General features: G+C 62.1%; 17 protein-coding genes. 4 read left to right on the top strand and 13 right to left on the bottom strand.

The features are described 5' to 3' along the window. Positions 1 to 11: 11 nt before the first annotated feature. The 3 genes from kdpF to ACT54B_RS13980 all read right to left on the bottom strand — a co-directional run bounded on the left by kdpF (position 12) and on the right by ACT54B_RS13980 (position 2,058). Entirely contained in the window at positions 12 to 98 is an 87-nt protein-coding gene (gene kdpF, locus ACT54B_RS13990; protein ID WP_476046217.1) for a K(+)-transporting ATPase subunit F, read from the bottom strand. A gap of 462 nt (positions 99 to 560) precedes the next feature. After that, a complete protein-coding gene (locus ACT54B_RS13985; RefSeq protein WP_476045672.1) occupies positions 561 to 1,421 on the bottom strand; it encodes an NAD(P)-dependent oxidoreductase in 861 nt (286 codons plus the stop codon). 25 nt (positions 1,422 to 1,446) lie between these two features. Then, positions 1,447 to 2,058, bottom strand: coding sequence for an FMN-dependent NADH-azoreductase (locus ACT54B_RS13980; protein ID WP_476045671.1), 612 nt, complete (start codon positions 2,056 to 2,058; stop codon positions 1,447 to 1,449). On the opposite strand from ACT54B_RS13980, the gene ACT54B_RS13975 reads away from it, so the two are divergent. Beyond that, on the top strand, positions 2,057 to 3,058 hold the full coding sequence (locus ACT54B_RS13975; protein ID WP_476045670.1) for a LysR family transcriptional regulator: 1,002 nt from the start codon (positions 2,057 to 2,059) through the stop codon (positions 3,056 to 3,058). The two genes, ACT54B_RS13980 and ACT54B_RS13975, sit on opposite strands and share 2 nt — an antisense overlap. Positions 3,059 to 3,198: 140 nt before the next feature. Here the strand turns inward: ACT54B_RS13975 and ACT54B_RS13970 are convergent, their stop codons facing one another. The 9 genes from ACT54B_RS13970 to ACT54B_RS13930 form a co-directional block, all read right to left on the bottom strand. After that, a complete protein-coding gene (locus ACT54B_RS13970) occupies positions 3,199 to 4,716 on the bottom strand; it encodes a M81 family metallopeptidase (RefSeq protein WP_476045669.1) in 1,518 nt (505 codons plus the stop codon). Between the two features lie 24 nt (positions 4,717 to 4,740). Beyond that, positions 4,741 to 5,688, bottom strand: coding sequence for an ABC transporter ATP-binding protein (locus ACT54B_RS13965; RefSeq protein WP_476045668.1), 948 nt, complete (start codon positions 5,686 to 5,688; stop codon positions 4,741 to 4,743). Further along, a complete protein-coding gene (locus ACT54B_RS13960) occupies positions 5,685 to 6,650 on the bottom strand; it encodes an ABC transporter ATP-binding protein (RefSeq protein WP_476045667.1) in 966 nt (321 codons plus the stop codon). The genes ACT54B_RS13965 and ACT54B_RS13960 overlap by 4 nt, the downstream gene beginning before the upstream one ends. Then, positions 6,647 to 7,528: an ABC transporter permease gene (locus ACT54B_RS13955; RefSeq protein ID WP_476045666.1), complete on the bottom strand. Its 882-nt coding sequence runs from the start codon at positions 7,526 to 7,528 to the stop codon at positions 6,647 to 6,649. Before ACT54B_RS13955 ends, ACT54B_RS13960 begins: the two co-directional genes overlap by 4 nt. Beyond that, positions 7,525 to 8,451: an ABC transporter permease gene (locus tag ACT54B_RS13950; protein ID WP_476045664.1), complete on the bottom strand. Its 927-nt coding sequence runs from the start codon at positions 8,449 to 8,451 to the stop codon at positions 7,525 to 7,527. The genes ACT54B_RS13955 and ACT54B_RS13950 overlap by 4 nt, the downstream gene beginning before the upstream one ends. A gap of 25 nt (positions 8,452 to 8,476) precedes the next feature. After that, positions 8,477 to 10,060 (bottom strand): ABC transporter substrate-binding protein, encoded by a 1,584-nt coding sequence (locus ACT54B_RS13945; protein WP_476045662.1) that lies wholly within the window; start codon positions 10,058 to 10,060, stop codon positions 8,477 to 8,479. Between the two features lie 52 nt (positions 10,061 to 10,112). Then, the gene (locus tag ACT54B_RS13940; protein WP_476045660.1) at positions 10,113 to 11,045 is read right to left on the bottom strand and encodes a MurR/RpiR family transcriptional regulator; all 933 of its coding nucleotides are present in this window, start codon (positions 11,043 to 11,045) and stop codon (positions 10,113 to 10,115) included. A 169-nt stretch (positions 11,046 to 11,214) separates the two neighbouring features. Beyond that, positions 11,215 to 12,474, bottom strand: a complete 1,260-nt coding sequence (locus tag ACT54B_RS13935; protein WP_476045658.1) for a DUF763 domain-containing protein — start codon at positions 12,472 to 12,474, stop codon at positions 11,215 to 11,217. A 58-nt stretch (positions 12,475 to 12,532) separates the two neighbouring features. Continuing rightward, positions 12,533 to 13,039, bottom strand: a complete 507-nt coding sequence (locus ACT54B_RS13930) for an MgtC/SapB family protein (protein ID WP_476045657.1) — start codon at positions 13,037 to 13,039, stop codon at positions 12,533 to 12,535. A gap of 281 nt (positions 13,040 to 13,320) precedes the next feature. Between ACT54B_RS13930 and ACT54B_RS13925 the strand changes: the two genes are divergently transcribed. Together ACT54B_RS13925 and ACT54B_RS13920 are read left to right on the top strand one after the other, a co-directional pair. Further along, on the top strand, positions 13,321 to 13,677 hold the full coding sequence (locus ACT54B_RS13925; protein ID WP_476045656.1) for a YciI family protein: 357 nt from the start codon (positions 13,321 to 13,323) through the stop codon (positions 13,675 to 13,677). Between the two features lie 3 nt (positions 13,678 to 13,680). After that, positions 13,681 to 14,919: an RNA polymerase sigma factor gene (locus ACT54B_RS13920; RefSeq protein ID WP_476045654.1), complete on the top strand. Its 1,239-nt coding sequence runs from the start codon at positions 13,681 to 13,683 to the stop codon at positions 14,917 to 14,919. 40 nt (positions 14,920 to 14,959) lie between these two features. Here ACT54B_RS13920 and ACT54B_RS13915 read toward each other — a convergent pair whose 3' ends face one another. Further along, complete coding sequence (locus ACT54B_RS13915) at positions 14,960 to 15,676, bottom strand: GntR family transcriptional regulator (protein WP_476045653.1); 717 nt, start codon at positions 15,674 to 15,676, stop codon at positions 14,960 to 14,962. Between the two features lie 206 nt (positions 15,677 to 15,882). Here ACT54B_RS13915 and ACT54B_RS13910 point away from each other — a divergent pair, with 206 nt between their 5' ends. After that, positions 15,883 to 16,716, top strand: coding sequence for a transporter substrate-binding domain-containing protein (locus ACT54B_RS13910; RefSeq protein ID WP_476045652.1), 834 nt, complete (start codon positions 15,883 to 15,885; stop codon positions 16,714 to 16,716). The last annotated feature ends 67 nt before the right edge of the window (positions 16,717 to 16,783 follow it).

The following is a 16,783-nucleotide window of genomic DNA, read 5'->3' as shown; positions in this document are numbered from 1 at the left end:
GGGAAACAAGATCAGAAGCGCTCTGGATAGAGAAGGGTGACCACCAGGTAGACGCCGAGCGCCAGCGATACGGTAAGGCCGATCAGGGTTTCAGCCATGGCTCAGGCGCCGATGCGATTGAGCAAATGGGCGTAGATCGCGAAGAAGAGAAAGGCGCCACCGCCGAGGAGAAGGAAGGGAATATCCTGCATGGAAGTCTCCAGCTTTGATTTCGGAGCCCTCAGGATCTGCTTTTCGGCATCAGTCTTCGATGCGGAAGAACGGGCATCGGCATAAAGATTAGATAAAGAAAGGCTCCGGGTGAGCGCGGTTCATGAACAGGCAGTCGTTTGCATCGCCCGTTTTCGCGCGCACTCGCCTCCGTTTCGAACCGACAGATCCAAGCGGGCTGGGTTGGCAGCGGACGGTCTCTTGTTGCATTGGTTGTTAGGGAGCGAAGACGGCAGATTTGGATATGAAGGGTGGCGACATCTGGGGATCGCGCCACCCGTTGGGCCTGCGAAAGCTTTTTCCAGAAGGTGATCTTGGCGTTGCCCTGTCGGATGCTCCTTCTTTTTCTTTCAATAGAGGCGGGCGATGCCGGTCAAATGGTCTTTGCCGTAACCGGCCGCGATCGCTTCGTTCATCACCGCCCGCGCGGCTGTCGTTATCGGCAATCGGCCAGTGCTGGCGGCCTCTGCGTAGCCCAGATCCTTTTCGGCCAGTTCGACCGGAAACAGAGGAGTAAAGGCCTTCGCCAGGATCGAAGTCGCGGCGGCTCGCATTGCCGGACTTGCGACCGATGTCGCGCTGATGATCTCGAGCGCATGCCCGAGGGCAACCCCATTTGCCTCCAGCATTCCCGCCAATTCAGCCACGGCCGCAACCTGAATGCCCAAGAGGGCGTTGACGGCCAGCTTTATCGCTGTTCCTGCTCCAGCATCTCCCGCGTGGTGAACACCGGAGCCCATCGCCATGAGGCAGGGCGAAGCGTCCGCTAGGACTGCGGCATCACCGCCCGCCATGAAGATAAGCTGTCCTGCCTCTGCCTGTGGTAACGAGCCCGCGACAGGTGCATCGAGAAACCTTAAGCCTCGCGCTTTGGCAGCCCTCTCCAGATTCCGGATATGCCCCATGGTCAATGTCGAGGCTTCTATAGCAATCGCTCCCTGTTCCATGCCGGCAAGCGCCCCTGTTTCCATATCGAGCCAAACCGACGAGGAGGCGGTGTCATCCCTAACCATGGCGATGACAAGGTGAGCCTTTCTCACAGCCATATGCGGTGTTTCTGCCACAAGGGCGCCAAGGTTCTTCAGCGGCAGGGTTGGAGCAGGGTTGCGGTTCCAGACGGTCACCTGATGACCAGCCTGAAGCAGCCGTGCGGCCATGCGTGAACCCATGGCGCCCAGGCCAAGGAAGGCGATCTTCTTTCCGTCACTCATTGGATCTTATCCTTCCTGCATGCGCTCAGGTGGCATTTTGGAGCGGCACGATCGACTCGATCAGAGCTCTTGCGCGCACCTCTGCCGTATCGGCCTTGCCCACATTGAGACCTTCGACGGGAATGATGGTGACATCGGCAATTCCAATGAAGCCAAGGATGAAACGCAGGTACGGAGCGACGAAATTGGCAGATTGGAAGTCGCCCTCCGTGTATCCGTCAGCGCCATAGGCGATGACGACATAGGCTCGCTTCCCCTCCACCAAGCCCTTGAAAGATTGGCCGTCAAAACTGAATGTTCGCCCGATGCGGACGATCTGATCGATCCAGGCCTTGAGTGCGGAGGGAATTCCAAAATTGTACATGGGCACTGTGATGAGGAGCAGGTCCGCCGCCAGGATTTCATCGATCAGCACGGTCGACAATTCCTGTGCTGCCTTCTGGTCTTCATTCCAGTCAACAGGATTGGAGAAAAAAGCCCCAATCGCATCGACAGAAATATGGGGAATGACATCTGTGGTCAGGTCACGCCTGACGACGTGATCCGGGGCCAGTCTCGCAACGGTCTCGTCGCCTAAACGACGGGACCAGGAGCCATCATGGCGGCTGGATGCATCAATACGAAGCAGCGTTGTCATGGAAGTCCTCTCGAATGTTCAGTCTGCACGAGAAGACCCTAGTCATGCTCAAGATCGCGAAAAACGATGGATTTTTCACCTGTCTCGTGCAATATCTGCACGAATGAACCTGGTCGATCTTTCATTGCTTCTGGATGTCGCAAGGCTTCGCAGCTTCGCGGCGGTCGCACGCCTGCGCAATACCGACCCGTCATCGGTAAGTCGCGTCGTAGCAGGTATTGAGGAAAAGCTCGGAATCCGGGTTTTCGAGCGTAGCACGCGCCGCATGCAATTGACGGAGGCGGGCGATCTGTACCTGTCCCGGGTCGAGCCTATACTTGAGCAACTCGACAGTGCGCGAGAGGAGGCTCTTGCTATTCGGTCTGCTCCTCGCGGAACGCTGCGGCTGACCGCATCGGTGACGTTTGGACAGCAAATCATCGGGCCGCTGCTCCGCGAATTCCGGGAGACCTTTCCCGGCATCCGCGTTGAAGCCTTGTTTACCGATGTCATGGTCGATCTGATCGCAGACCGCATCGATCTTGCAGTACGGCTGGCGCCGCAGGTCTCTGGCGATCTGGTCGTGACGAAACTGTGCGATACCCGCTATATGGTCGTGGCGTCACCCTCTTACCTTACCTCGGTGTCGACACCCTCTCACCCACGTGATCTCGCGGGTCACAGGCTTGTTCTATTCCCTTTCCAGCCGTTCAGGAGCCGCTGGCTGTTTCGCGATAGCGACGGCATGGTTATGGAGCAGCCGGTGAACGGGGACTTGATCCTATCGCCGGCTAGCGCGCTTCGGGACGCAGCTCTTGCTGGACTGGGTGCCACATTATTGCCGGACTGGCTGGTTGCAGCGGATGTTGCGGCTGGAAGGCTGATCCACGTGTTGAACGACTGGGATGTGACGGCAACCAATTTCGAAACAGCCGCCTGGCTTGCATACCCGAGCCGTAGTTATCTGCCAGGAAAGACGCGGGCCATGATCGACTTCTTGAAGAGCCATATTGTCAAATGACGATCAACAAGCAGAGCTTTGAACCGGACGCGACGATGGCGTCCGCGGCTCGTGTCGCCTTCAATTGCCCAGGCCTTTTCATCCACCTGCCGTAAGGCGATGTGGTCACGAAGTTCGGGGCGGATTTCTCCGGCGGGTGGCTACGGGAGAGTATGCTGAAAGCCATCTCGGTCCAGAGGCCAGATCGGCCGTCTTACCCGCTCATAAGGTCGCAATTCCGCCCGGGGCGTAGCGAGAGCGCCGCTGTCGCAGACGATGACGCGCGAGGCGATGGGTTCGAAGGCGGCGCGGAAGTGCTGCATGGATTTTACCACAATAAAGCCGAGCTCCGAGGGCCCGATACCGAAAGCCTTCACCTGCTGCAAATCCAGCATCTGGCCGGGAATGGTCACGACGAGAATATCGATGCCACCGGTCCTGAGGACGGCAGTCGGACCGAAAGAATGGGTGATACCACCGAGAATCGGTCCATCGCCGGTGTAGACACCATCCGAGAGGCGGATGATCTGACCGGTGAGCGTCAGCGGTGCCCCTCCAAAAGACGGGTCGGTCTTGCCCCCAAGCTCAAGCGTTACGGTGTCGCCCTCGTTGTGCCGGTGCAGGAAGGCCGCTGCCTCGGGGTCTATCATCGGCGCAAGCGCTCCGTTTTGGGCTCCCGCCTCCAGAAGGGCGGCGAGCAGCGCCGTTGCGTCGCCGTAGGCGCCCGCGCCGGGATTGTCTGCATAGTCGGCAATGACCAGAGGCCCTGTCGCAGCGTCGTGATCAAGGGCCATGCGCGCTGCCTCTTCGGGGCTGAGGAAGGTGTTGGAAACGTTCTCGCGCTGGGCCCAGATGGTGTCGGCCAGTTGGCTGGCGATGGCATCGGCCCGCCCTGCGGCACCCTCAACAGCGGTGTCATAGGTCACGAGCACGGTCGGACCCGCGTCCGAAACGTCGGCCTCGGCGAAAGCGGCATTGATCGACACCGCAAGAATTCCGGGTTCTGCCTCGTGCTGCTTTGCCCGCTCGTAAAGGGCAGCGGTTTCCGGCACGTCGGTCCGGCCTGCATTGGCTTCGTCCAGCATGGGGATATGCGCGCGGATCGTCTTCGGCCTCGCCTTGCCCCGCATCACGTCGTCCAGCAAGCGCCCGGCATGCCGGCCCGTCTCGCGCATGTCCACATGCGGATAGGTTTTGTAGGAGACGTAGATGTCGGCGTTTTCCACCATGGCCGGCGTGGCGATCGCATGAAGATCGAGCGTCACCGCAATCGGCAGGTCCGGGCCGACGATGGCACGCAGGCGCGCAAGCAGTTCTCCCTCACCGTCCTCGCAGAAATCGGGCACCATGGCGCCATGCAACCCGAGAAGAATGCCGTCGAGTTCGTCCTTCTCCTCGCGCGCCGCATCGCAGATCAGCCCGGCGATGTGGTCGAAGGCCTCGCGGGAGACGCGGGCGCCGGGGGTCGCATGAGCCGAGACCACATGGCGGATGGACCATCCCGCCTCGCGTCCCGCATCGAGAAATCCGGCGATTTCGGTATTGACGTTGCCGAAGCGGTCGATTGCGGCCTGCCCGAGATCGAGCGTTTCACGCCTGAAGGCGGCCAGATCCGTGCTGCCTTTCTTGAAGGTGTTGCTTTCATGGACGAATTCGGCGGTGAGCACGCGGAAGGTCATGGCGAGGCGTGTCCTGTCTTGATGTCAGAGGGGATGGAAACAGGCGGTAGGGTGTTCGGCTTCGCCCGCCAGATGCGGGGTCTCGCGCCGGCAGATGTCACTTGCCCGGTTACAACGAGCCGCAAAGGCACAGCCGGGCGGCAGGTTGAAGGGCGAGGGGATTTCGCCACGAAGCGGCGCGATGTCGCGGCGGGCCGCGGGATCGGGCGCAAAGCTCGAATCCATCAGCGCGCGGGTGTAGGGGTGGCGCGGCACGGCCCGCGCGTGCGGCAGGACCTCGACCACGGATCCGAGATACATGACGACGATGCGGTCGCAGAAATAGCGCACCAGCCCGAGATCGTGCGAGATGAAGAGATAGGTGAGCCCCAGACGGTCGCGCAGCGCCGAGAGCAATTCGATGATCTGCGCCTGTATCGATACGTCGAGCGAGGCCGTCGGTTCGTCCAGAACGATGAAGTCGGGCTTCAGCGCGAGCGCCCGCGCAATACCAACGCGCTGGCGCTGGCCGCCGGAAAGCTGGTGGGGAAAGCGCGATGCGGTCGCGGCGGGAAGGCTGACGGCCTCCAGCATGTCGCCGATCTCGACCGGCGTCACCGATCGGCGGTGGATGGCGAAGGGTTCCGAAAGACTTTCCCCGACCGTATAGCGCGGGTCGAGCGAGGAATAGGGATCCTGGAAAACCATGGCCATGCGCCGCCGCGCCTCGCGCAGCCCCTTGCGATCAAGACCCGTCAGAGCCGTTCCGCCCAGCAGCACCTCGCCCGTCGTCGGCTCGATCAGCCGCAGGATGAGGCGTGCGAGCGTGGATTTTCCGCAGCCGGACTCGCCGACCACCCCGACCACCTCGCCCCGGCTTACCTGGAGGTCGACCTGGCGCACGGCCGTCATTTCACGCGGTTTCGCAAGCCAGCCGCCGCCGGTCACGAAGCGCTTGGTCAGACCTTTCACGATCAGCAGCGGTTCGGTCATGTCGCGTCACCTCCGGCGAAATGGCAAGCGGCCAAGCCTCCGCCCGGAACCGGCTTCAGCGCCGGTCGGTCGATGCGGCAGATATCGGCGGCGCGCGGACAGCGCGGATGAAAGCGACATGCGGCGGGAAAGCGGGCCGCCGAGGGCACGGTACCCGGAATGCCGTGCAGGCTTCCCGATTCCATACCCTCGCGCGGGATACAGCCGATAAGGGCCCGGCTGTAGGGATGAGCGGGCGCGACGAAGAGCGGCCCTACCGGCCGTTCCTCCGCGATCCGTCCCGCATAAAGCACGGTAACCCGGTCACAGGCCTGCGCGACCACGCCCATGTCGTGGGTGATCAGCAGGAGCGCGAGGTCCCGCTCGCGGACCAGGGTCGTCAGGATCTGGATGATCTGGGCCTGCACCGTCACGTCGAGGGCCGTGGTGGGCTCGTCTGCCACGATGAGGTCCGGGTCTCCGGCGAGCGCCATGGCAATGACGATGCGCTGTTTCATGCCGCCGGAAAGCTGATGCGGATAGGCATCGGCAACAGCCGCCGCTTCCGGGATGCGGAGCTGGACCATGAGATCGAGCGTGCGGGTCCGCGCCGCCTCGCGGGTCAAGCCGAGATGGAGTCGCGAGACGACGTCGATCTGTTCTCCGATGCGCTGAACCGGGTCGAGCGCGGTCATCGGGTTCTGCATCACGAAGCCGATCCGCTTGCCGCGGAGCCGGCGCAGCCCGGCGTCACCGAGGCTTGCCATGTCGATGCCGTCGAACAGAATTCGCCCGGAGGTGATCTTCCCGCCAATAAGCGGGAGAAGGCCGGTGATTGTCAGCGCCGTCAGCGATTTTCCCGATCCGCTTTCGCCCACCAGGCCAAGGATCTCGCCGCGCTCGAGGGTGACGCTGATATCGTCAAGAAGCGCAAGCGGGCCGATGCCTACCGACAGGCGGTCGAGCTGGAGGAGCGGGGTCATGCATCCCTCCGGAGCTTGTCGCGGATGTCCAGCGCCGCGATGAGGGAATCGCCGAACAGATTGATGGCGATCACGGTCGTCGCAACCGCGACGCCGGGAAAGATGATGATCCACGGTGCCTTGAAGAGCAGCGCCGACCCGGAGGACATCATGGAGCCCCAGCTCGGCAGCGGCGGCTGTGCGCCGAGCCCGAAAAAGCCAAGGGTCGCCTCGAGGATAATCGCGTCGCCGGTGGCAAGCATGGCACTGACGAGCACCGGCGCGAGTGCGTTCGGGATCAGGTGGCTAAACAGCAGGTGTCCATGGCCGGCGCCGAGGCTGCGGGCCGCCTCCACATAGGTTTCACCCTTCAGCATCAGGATCTGCGCCCGCGCCAGGCGGGCGAACTGCGCGAGATAGGCGACCGCGATCGCCGCCATCGTGCCGCCCACGCCGGGCCCGATGATCGCGACAAGGATGAGCGCAATCAGGATTTCCGGAAAGGACCAGCTGAGATCGACCACGGCCGTCACCATGCGATCGAAGAGACCACCGAAATAGCCTGCGGCGGCACCGATGGTCAGCCCAGCGAGCACGGAAATCAGGATGGAGATGCTGCTGACAGAGAGCGAGGTGCGCGCGCCGTGGAGCAGGCGGGTCAGGAGGTCTCGGCCGAACTCGTCCGTGCCGAGGAAATGGGCGGAGGACGGCTGCTGGAAGGCGTCCTTGAGCACCTGAACATCGTAGGCATAAGGCGTGAGCAGCGGTGCGAAGACCGCACCGAGGATGACGAGCAGCAGCCAGCATCCCGCGACCGCGCCGGACGGCCGGCTGAAGGCCCGCGCAAGGAAGTGCAGGCGGATGCGGCGGGCGGGCCGATCGGTCGAGGCGAGCGTCATGACAGTGCCCCCCGGACGCGGGGATCCATCGCCGCCTGAAGGAGATCGCCGAGGAGCGTGCCGAGCATGACCGCCATGGCAAGCATGAGGAGGCTTGCCTGCACAACGGGATAATCATGCTGGCTCAAAGCCTTGATCAGCAGCGTGCCGAGGCCGGGCCGTGCGAAGACGACTTCCACGGTCACGGCGCCGCCGAGGATCCAGCCGATGCGAAGCGCCAGGATGGTGACGACCGGGATCAGCGCATGGCGCAGGACGTGGCGAATCTGGATGGTCAATGGTGAAAGACCTTTCGCATGCAGCAGCAGCACGAAATCCCGGGTGGCGATGTCGATCATCGAAATTCGGGTTATGCGCGCGACGAGCGCCGTGCCCCCGAGCCCGATGGTGAGCACAGGCAGCACCAGCGAAGACCATGTGCGCGCGCCGGAGACCGGGAACCATCCGAGCCCGACGGAGAAGGCGAGAATGAGGAGCAGCCCCAGCCAGAAACTCGGCAGCGTCGAGCCGAAAAGAACCCCGCCCATGATCAGGCGGTCGATGAGCCGGTCCTTGTAGAGAGCCGCGATTACCCCGAGCGTGACACCAACCACGGAGGAAAAGGCAAGCGCCAGCCCGCCGAGGAGGAGGGAGTGCGGGAGCGCCTGCGCAATCAGATCGGCGACCGGGCGTCGTGCGACGATGGCAGTTCCGAGGTCCCCGGTCAGGAGCTTGCCGAGCCAGATCAAGTACTGGATCGGCAGGGGCCGGTCCAGGCCATAGCGGGTCATCATTTCGGCCCGCTGTTCGGGAGGCGCACCGACCTTGAGCAGGTTGTCGATCGGGTCCCCCGGAATGAAGTGGAGGATCAGAAATATGACGAGGGATACCGCGAGGAACACGGGAACGAGCATCAGCACGCGTCTAACGGCATAGGCCAGCATTGGTGTGTTCCTCGCGGCTTTCCGCCTATTCCTTGACTTCCATGTCCATGATGACGGTCGCGCCGACGGACGGGGAGTGGATCTCCGCCGGAAGCACCAGACGGTCCTTGTTGTAGGCGACCGATGTCACCGGCTGATAGATCGGCGCCATCGGGAACTGCGACAGCACGTATTCATGATAGGCCGTGAAATTCTTCACCCGCTCCTCCATGTTTTTGGAGCCGGTCATGGCCACCTTGCGCAGGTCCTCTGCCTTGGGATCGTTGAACATGGAGACGTTCGGATAACCCAGCCGGTCACCGCCGAAGAACCAGTCGATGATGTCGGCATTGTCCCAGTTGTAGGAACGGACCGCCAGCTGCTGGTTGCCGGTCTTGTACTGGTCGCGAATCGCCGAGCTGTCGAAGGTTGTTATTTCGCTGTCGATACCCACAGCCTTGAGTTCGGCCTGCACCACCTCCGTCAAACGGCGGAAGCTCGAATCGCTCTGGGTCCAGAGCGTCACCTTCAGCGGCTTGCCGTCCTTTTCGCGGACACCATCAGCGCCCTTCTTCCAGCCTGCTTCGTCGAGAAGCGCATTGGAACGATCCGGATCGTAGGAGATCTGGTACTTGGGGTCGACCTTGGATTCCGGCAGGGCCGAGATGAGGAAGGTATTCGCCACCTCGCCGACACCGCCATAGACCGAATCCAGAATTTCTTTCTGGTTGATCGCCCTTGCCGCTGCCTCGCGCACCTTGATATCGGTGAAGGGTTCCTTCGTGACGTTGATCGGCATATAGGCGACGTCCTGGCCGGGAAGCGTCACGACCTCGAGGCTGGCCTCCTTCTTCACTTCGCCGAGGAAATCCGTCGGCACGCCGAGCAGCATGTCCACGCCTCCGGACTTCAATTCCAGGAAGGCCGTCGAATCTTCCGCGATCTCGCGCAGCGTCAGCTTGGCGATCTTTGCCGGGCCACGGTTCTTTGCGAGGGGCGAAGCCCAGGCGTAATCGTCGTTGCGGACAAGGACCGTCTCCTGACCGATGGTGAAGCTCTCCATCTTGAACGGGCCGGTACCGTAGACTTCCGTCACGCCATAATTATCGCCGAGGGCCTTGAAGGACTTCGGCTCGATCACCGAAAGATAGCTGGAGGAGAAGTTGTAGAGGAGGTTGGGCTCGGGCCGCGACATCACGAATTTGACCGTGGAATCGTCAACCACTTCCACCTTCTGGATTGCTTCGGTCATGTAGGCATTTTCCGAAGCCTTGAAGAGCTCCAGCCAGTCCACGATGGTTTGTGCGTTGAAGGGCTCGCCATTGTGGAATTTCACACCCTTCTTGAGGTGAAACACCCAAGACATGCCGTCGGGCGCCTCTTCCCAGCTTTCGGCCAGCCACGGATGGAAGGACAGGTCCTTGTCCTGGGACACGAGACGATCGAAAATCAGCGTCGTGCCGATGTTAAGATTGTTCGCCTTGATCGGGTTGTAGGTCGGTGCGCCTACTTCATTCGTGGCCATGACGAAGACCGCTTCCTGGGCGGCGGCAAAGGAATGGGCAGCGAGAAGGGCACCCAGGCTTATGCCGGCGGCTGCAAGCGTTCTGCGAAATCTCAATGCGGTCATTGCTGTTCCTCTCTTTTTTGGTTTTCTGTTCGTCCGTAATTTCGTTTCCGGGTCATCGCTCCTGCTTCGCCTTTCGGCTCTGACCGGTGTGCCCGATGAAATCGCCATAAAGGGAGGAGATGCGTGCCATCCGCTCCTCGACTTCCGCTCCGAGTTCCCGAAAGACGCCGTTGACCAGGAGGCCGATGAGCGACGACATGGCCGAGGTGGTATCCCAGAAGTGGTTGAGGTCGGTCGGAACCGCGAAAAGCTCGCTTACGGCGCCCCGGCCCCAGTCGCAGTAGGGATCGGTTATGAGCGTGACGTGGATACCCGCGCGGTGGGCCTTCTCTGCAAGGTCGCGCGTGAGCCGGGAGTAACGGCGCCCGTCGATGAGGACGAGCGTCGTCTCGCGGGGGTCCGTCAGAAGCACTTCGCCGAAGTGGCCACCCGCCACATCGGCGAGATGCACGCCGGGGCGAAGATACTGCAGGTTATGAACCAACTCAGCGGCGTGGCCTCGTTCGGTCTGGAACCCTGCGACAAAGACGCTGCGGGAGCGAGCCAGGCGCTTGACAGCGGCATCGAATTCCGGTGTTGACGCCATTTCGTACACTGCGACCAGAGCTGCCATTTCCTTTTCGAGCGCCTGTGCGAGTTCCCCGTTTCCGGCCTTGCTGCGCTTGTGGAAATCCTGAAGGCGATCACCGATCAGCCATGCCTGATCCCCGAGTTCAGACTTCAGCACGCTCTTCAGATCTTTCATGCTGGCATAGCCGATCGAGCGGCAGAACCGGCCGATGGAGGCTTCCGACACGCCGATGCGGGCCGCAACTGTTGCCGCAGTTTCAAAGGGAAGCGACTGCAGATTGCTGACAAAATAGGAGGCAATGGCTCGCTCTGTCGGCGTGCCGTCCCTGGCCGATTGCGACAGGCGCTGCCTGAGGTCGCCCCCTGGAACGGTCCCCCCGCTCTCCGCACCGTCATTGTCTCTGGATCCAGTCAATGCCTCTCCTCCTGCGGTCGAGACTGACAGAAGACTTGTGAGGCGTCAATCTTGCAAGAAAACTAGAATTTGGGGGGGAAGCGTGCGCGGATTCCCCTGGTCGTCGCGGTCCTGTAACCGCGTCCAGATCAGGAGAACAGGCAAACCAAATTCGCCGGGAGCGGTGCTGTCAGCCTTGAGTGTGATCCGGCACGGGTGGCGGCTCGGGGCCGAACACCGACATTCCTCCGAATTCCGCCGAGTGACGGAATTCGCCGGCAATGATCTCTTTCAGATCAGGCCCGGTCACGTATTGCTCCAGTCTGCGGGCTTGGTCGTCAAGCCGGCGGATGGCCGCCAGTTCCTCCCCATATCCCAGCCGGGCTTTTGAGACCGCGCTTTTCATCACCCGGATCGTCTCGTCATAGACCTTGAGCGGTACAGGATAGGGATGACGGTCCTTTCCTCCATGGGCAAGCGAGAAACGGGCGGGGTCCGAGAAACGGCAGGGCGCTCCGTGCACGACTTCGGCGACCAGTGCCAGCGCGCTGACCGTCCGCGCTCCTACTTTCGGCGTCAGCAGAAGTTCGGCGAAATCCTTCGGTCCGCTTTCTGCCGCAGCCGCCAGGTTGCCATGAATTCTGCCGAGATTGACATCCTCCGCGCGCACGTCATGGTGATCGGGCATCACGAGATGCGGAAGCTCCATCTGCAGCTGCGACCGGGCGGGGCCGGTGTCTGGCGAAGTCAGCCTGTTGTATTCGGAGGCGATCCTGTCCGGTCCCATGTCAGCCAGCAATTCCAGCTGCGCGTTTCTTGAAGCCCCGGCGCGTTCATCGGCCAGATTCAGGATCTCGCCCTGTTCGCGACCCTCTATTGCAGCATGGGGAGAGGCCAGAAAATCCGTGATGTTCTCGGAAAGCCAGTGGTAGCGCCGGGCCTGCCGCAGGTCACCGTTCATGCCCTGCTGCACCACCGCCCACTTGCCGTCGCTCGTCGTTATGAAGCCGTGCAGATAGAGATCGAAGCCATCCTGCACCGCAGCGCTGTCGATTTTCGCCACCAGACGACTTGCCCTCGCAAGGGCCGCACCATCGAGGCCGGTGCGGTCTGCCACCGCCAGAAGTTCCGATGGGGTTTTTCTCGACTGCGCGCCCCGACCTCCACAGACATAGATGCCGAGGTCGTGGTTGCGTGCTGTCATTCCTCGCTTGAGGGCGCCCAGCACGCTCGTGGTTATGCCGGAGGAGTGCCAGTCCATGCCCATCACGGCGCCGAAGGACTGGAACCAGAAGGGGTGGGAAAGCCGACGCAGGAACTCGTCGCGCCCGTAATGAAGGACGATGGCCTCCGCCATGACCGAGCCGAGTTTCGTCATTCGCTCCCCGAGCCATGCCGGAACGCGCCCGCCATGAAGCGGCAGGTCTGCGCTTCCCGTTCTTTTGCTCATGCCCCTCCGCTCCCTGGCGTCGATCTGCCAGATATAGTCGCAACGGCCCTCTATTTCACTAGCGTGGATCGCTGTCCCCCGTTTGCGTATCCGATTTCGCCTGCTCCGGCACGACAAGCGGCACCACCGCTAGAATGATCAGGACAATCGCGGTGGAGAGCACGGCGGTCACCTCCATTCCGAGCCCCGCGATCACGCCGATCCCGGCCGTCGTCCAGATATTGGCAGCGGTTGTCAGGCCTTCCACTTCGCGTTTCGCCGAGCGGACGATGATCGCGCCTGCGCCGAGAAAACCTATCCCCTGGACTACCCCCTGCAGGACCCGCGACAGATCCCCTATCGCCATGCCGGTCTGGAGAGGACCCAGCACGAATAGCGCTGCGCCCACGGCAACCAGCATATGGGTCCGCAGACCGGCGCTTCTGCCCTTTCGCTCACGCTCGTAACCGAGCACACCGCCCAGCAGGGCCGCGATGATCAGGCGCACGGTGATACGGGTTATGGTCGACAGGTCCGGGACATCGGAGAACTCGTGCACGATTGTCGACCAGATTTCTTCTATCACCGTTCCACCTTCCTGCCTTGCGGAGTTGAACCTCCCCAGCGAACCACCTTACAGAAGATGTGGCGGTGAATACGGTCTGCAAGGGGGGTGACCTTGTCCCGTTGAGACAATCCGTTTCCAGGAGGCTGGCCCCTTGTGACAACTGCTCGGTTCGCCGGGCGCTTCTCTGCTGAAAAATATTGTTCTAGGCTCTGTCCGAATGGCAGCTCCACCCGCGTCAGTGTTGCAGAGCCGGATGAGCCGCCTCAGCAACAAGGAACAAGGGTAAGCCAATGCAATACATGCTGATGTTTTATGAGAACGATGCCGAGATCGCTGCACAGCGTGACCAAGCGGAACGTACCGGGCCCTATTGGGGCGCATGGAACGCCTATATCGGCGCCCTCTATGAAGCGGGTGTCATGATCAAGGGGGATGGGCTGATGCCCCCTTCCACGGCGACCACGGTGCGCATTCAGTCCGGCAATCGCCTGGTACAGGACGGGCCGGTGGCCACCACCAAGGAACAGCTGGCCGGTTACGTCGTGGTTGAGGTGCCCGATCTCGATGCCGCGCTCTCCTGGGCGGCGCGCTGCCCGGCGGCCTCCCATGGCGCAGTCGAAGTGCGACCCGTGCTCTCTGGGCCGGGCCAGGGCTAAGCCTTGGACGGCGCGCTTCACGAAAACGGGCGGCGGGCAGCGGAGAAGGCTGCCCGCACCTCTTATGGACGTCTGCTCGCCTATCTTGCCCGTCAGTGGCGGGACGTGGCCGCTGCCGAAGACGCCCTGTCCGAGGCCTTTGCCAAAGCGCTCCACATCTGGCCCAGCCGAGGAGTTCCCGCCAATCCCGATGCCTGGCTGATGGTCGCGGCGCGTAACCGTCTGCGCGATGGAGCGCGGGCGCAGAAAACACGCGAGCAAACGACCAGCAGCCTGCTGGTCCTCGCCCCGACAGAAACCGAGGACATGCCGTTGATTGGCGACAAGCGGCTGGAGCTGATGTTTGTATGCGCCCACCCGGCAATCGACGCTGCCGCGCGGACACCGCTGATGCTGCAAACCGTGCTGGGGCTCACGGCCGAGCGTATTGCCTCCTCCTTCCTTGTTTCGCCGGACACGATGGGCCGGCGGCTGAGCCGGGCCAAAGCGCGCATCAAGGACACGGGTATCGCCTTCGAAGTGCCAGAGGAGGATCAGCTGGATCAGCGTATGGACGATGTGCTCGAGGCCATATACGCCGCCTATGGGCAGGGCTGGGATAGCGCGGGTAGCGACGACCAGACGCGCAAGGGGCTGACCGAAGAAGCGATCTGGCTGGCGCGGGTTCTGGTGGAATTGCGGCCACAGGATGCGGAGGCTCTCGGGCTTCTGTCACTGATGCTGTTTTGCGAAAGCCGCAGCGTCGCGCGACGGGCGGAGGGGCGCTATGTGCCGTTGGTCGAGCAGGATACCGCGCTCTGGAACCTGCCGATGGCGCGTGAGGCTGAGGGCAGGTTGCGAGCGGCCGGATCGCTCAAGCAGCCAGGGCGTTTCCAGCTGGAGGCGGCAATTCAGTCGGTGCTGGTCCAGTCCCGCATGACGGGCGCGGATTTGCGTTTGCCGGCGTGGGCACTGCATCTGCAACTGGCGCAGAAGGCACCCACGATCGGCAATATGGTCGGACTGGCGGCTGCCACAGCCGAAGTGCATGGCCCGGAAGCGGGTCTTCGTGAACTCGCTCAGTTGCCCGAAGCCCTGACGGGAGACTACCAGCCGTTCTGGGCGCTCAAGGCGCATCTGCTCCAGCAGCTGGCCATTGACCGGCAAGCCATCGCAGCGGCGTTCTCGCGGGCCATAGGCTTGACGGAAGACAGCTCCGTCCGCGCCTATCTCATCGACAAGTCTTCGCGCCAGACTGCCTGACCAAGGGAACGGGAATGCACGATTTCTCGGGCTTGCGGTGTTATTCGGCCGCGCTCAGCGGCACGAGCGAGACGTCGGTCGTGTAGTTCTCGCGCATGAAGTTGATGAAGTTGTCCTGGAACTGGCGGGTGTGGGCATGGGCGAGTTCGTCGGCGCGCTCGACATCCTTGTCGCGAATTGCCTCCAGCATGAGGTTGTGCTCGTCCGTGAGCAGATAGCCTTCATGCGTACGCTCCAGATATTCGAAATGGAGATGCAGCATGCGCTGGCCCTGACCGAGAAGGCGCTCGTAGAAATTGGCCAGATAGCTGTTCTTGCCGGCATGGGCGATGGCCATGTGGAAGCGCTTGTTGGCCTCTGACATGGCAAGGTGATTGCCCGTCTTGACCGCCGCCTCGAATTCCTTCTGCCGCCGGGCGATGATCTTCAGGTCTGCATCCGTACGCAGTGCCGCCGCAAGGCGCGTGTTCATGCGCTGGGCAATGTCGAGCGCCTCGACATATTTCGGGAATGTCGCAACCTCTATGGGGGCGACGATGGTGGAGCGGTTGGCGAGCGTGACCACCAGTTCCTCCCCGGCCAGACGGATCAGTGCCTCCCGGACGGGTGAGCGCGACATGTCGAATCGCTCGGCGAGCGTCGTTTCATCAAGCAGTTGGCCGGGTGGCAGGGTCAGGGCCAGAATTTCGCTGCGCAGCGTGTCGTAGACGCTCTTCCAGCCCGTGCCACGGGCTCTTTTCTGCTCCAGCTCTTCCAATTCCCAAACCTCGATTGCGTATTCGGCGCACCATAGGGCCTCAAAAACAGCAAGTCGACAAGTTCTTTTTCCGTCTTGACATTGTCGACATGTTGGCGACATAAATTCGTCAGTCGACACTGAGCCGACATAATTTGACAAGATCGGTTGCAGCCGACGAGTGGAACGCACGGGTGCACTGGCGCTCGCCCAACGGAGGAAATGGCATGTTCTCGAAATTCTTGATGTCCGCGCTGAAGGCGCTCCCGGTCGTCGCGCTCGTCGCGGCCGGCTCCATGTCCACGGCACATGCTGCCGAGGGTGAAGGTTACTGGCAGGGTGTGCAGAAAGCAGGGGTTCTGCGTTGCGGCGCAGCGGTCGCGCCGCCCTACATCATGCGCGATCCGGCATCCGGCGAATATTCCGGCTTCTTTGCCGATCTCTGCCGCGAATTCGCCGATACGCTGAAGGTAAAGCCGGAATTCGTCGACACGACCTGGGACAACATCGTCGCCGGACTCCAGGCAGGCAAGTGGGACATGTCGCTGGCGCTGAACCGCACCCCGGTCCGCGCCATGGCCGTGCAGTTCTCGATCGCGGCGATGGAGTACCAGATCTCGCTCGCCTACAACAAGGAGAACCCGAAGATCCCGGCGGGTGCCTCGACCATCGCCGACATTGACAAGCCGGATGTCACGCTTGCCGTCATGTCCGGCACGGCGCAGGACAAGGCCATCTCGGCCGCGGTCAAGAATGCGCAGATCCTGCGCCTGCCCGGCAATGACGAGACCCGCCTCGCGGTCGTCTCCAAGCGCGCCGATATCCTCGTCGATGCGTCCGACACCAACCAGCTCTTCCTCCAGTCCAACCCGGATTGGGCCGTTGCGATGAACCCGACGCCGGCGCTCGCCAAGCAGGGCGTTGCCTTTGGCCTTCCCCTGTCTCTTTCAGCCGCCGACAAGGCCGTCGTCGACATCTTCCTGGAGGAAAAGGTTGCGACCGGCCATGTGGACGAGCTGATCCACAAGGCTGTCGACGAAGTCCTCAAGGGCGCCCAGTAAACCTCCCAAGCGCAACGGGGCCGGTCTTCCGGCCGGCCCTCATCCGCCATCGATTGCCGGGGATTGC

Source organism: Gellertiella sp. DMC107 (assembly GCF_056313605.1).
Note: the sequence above shows the minus strand (reverse complement) of the source record. Positions and strands in the feature narration are given on the sequence as shown.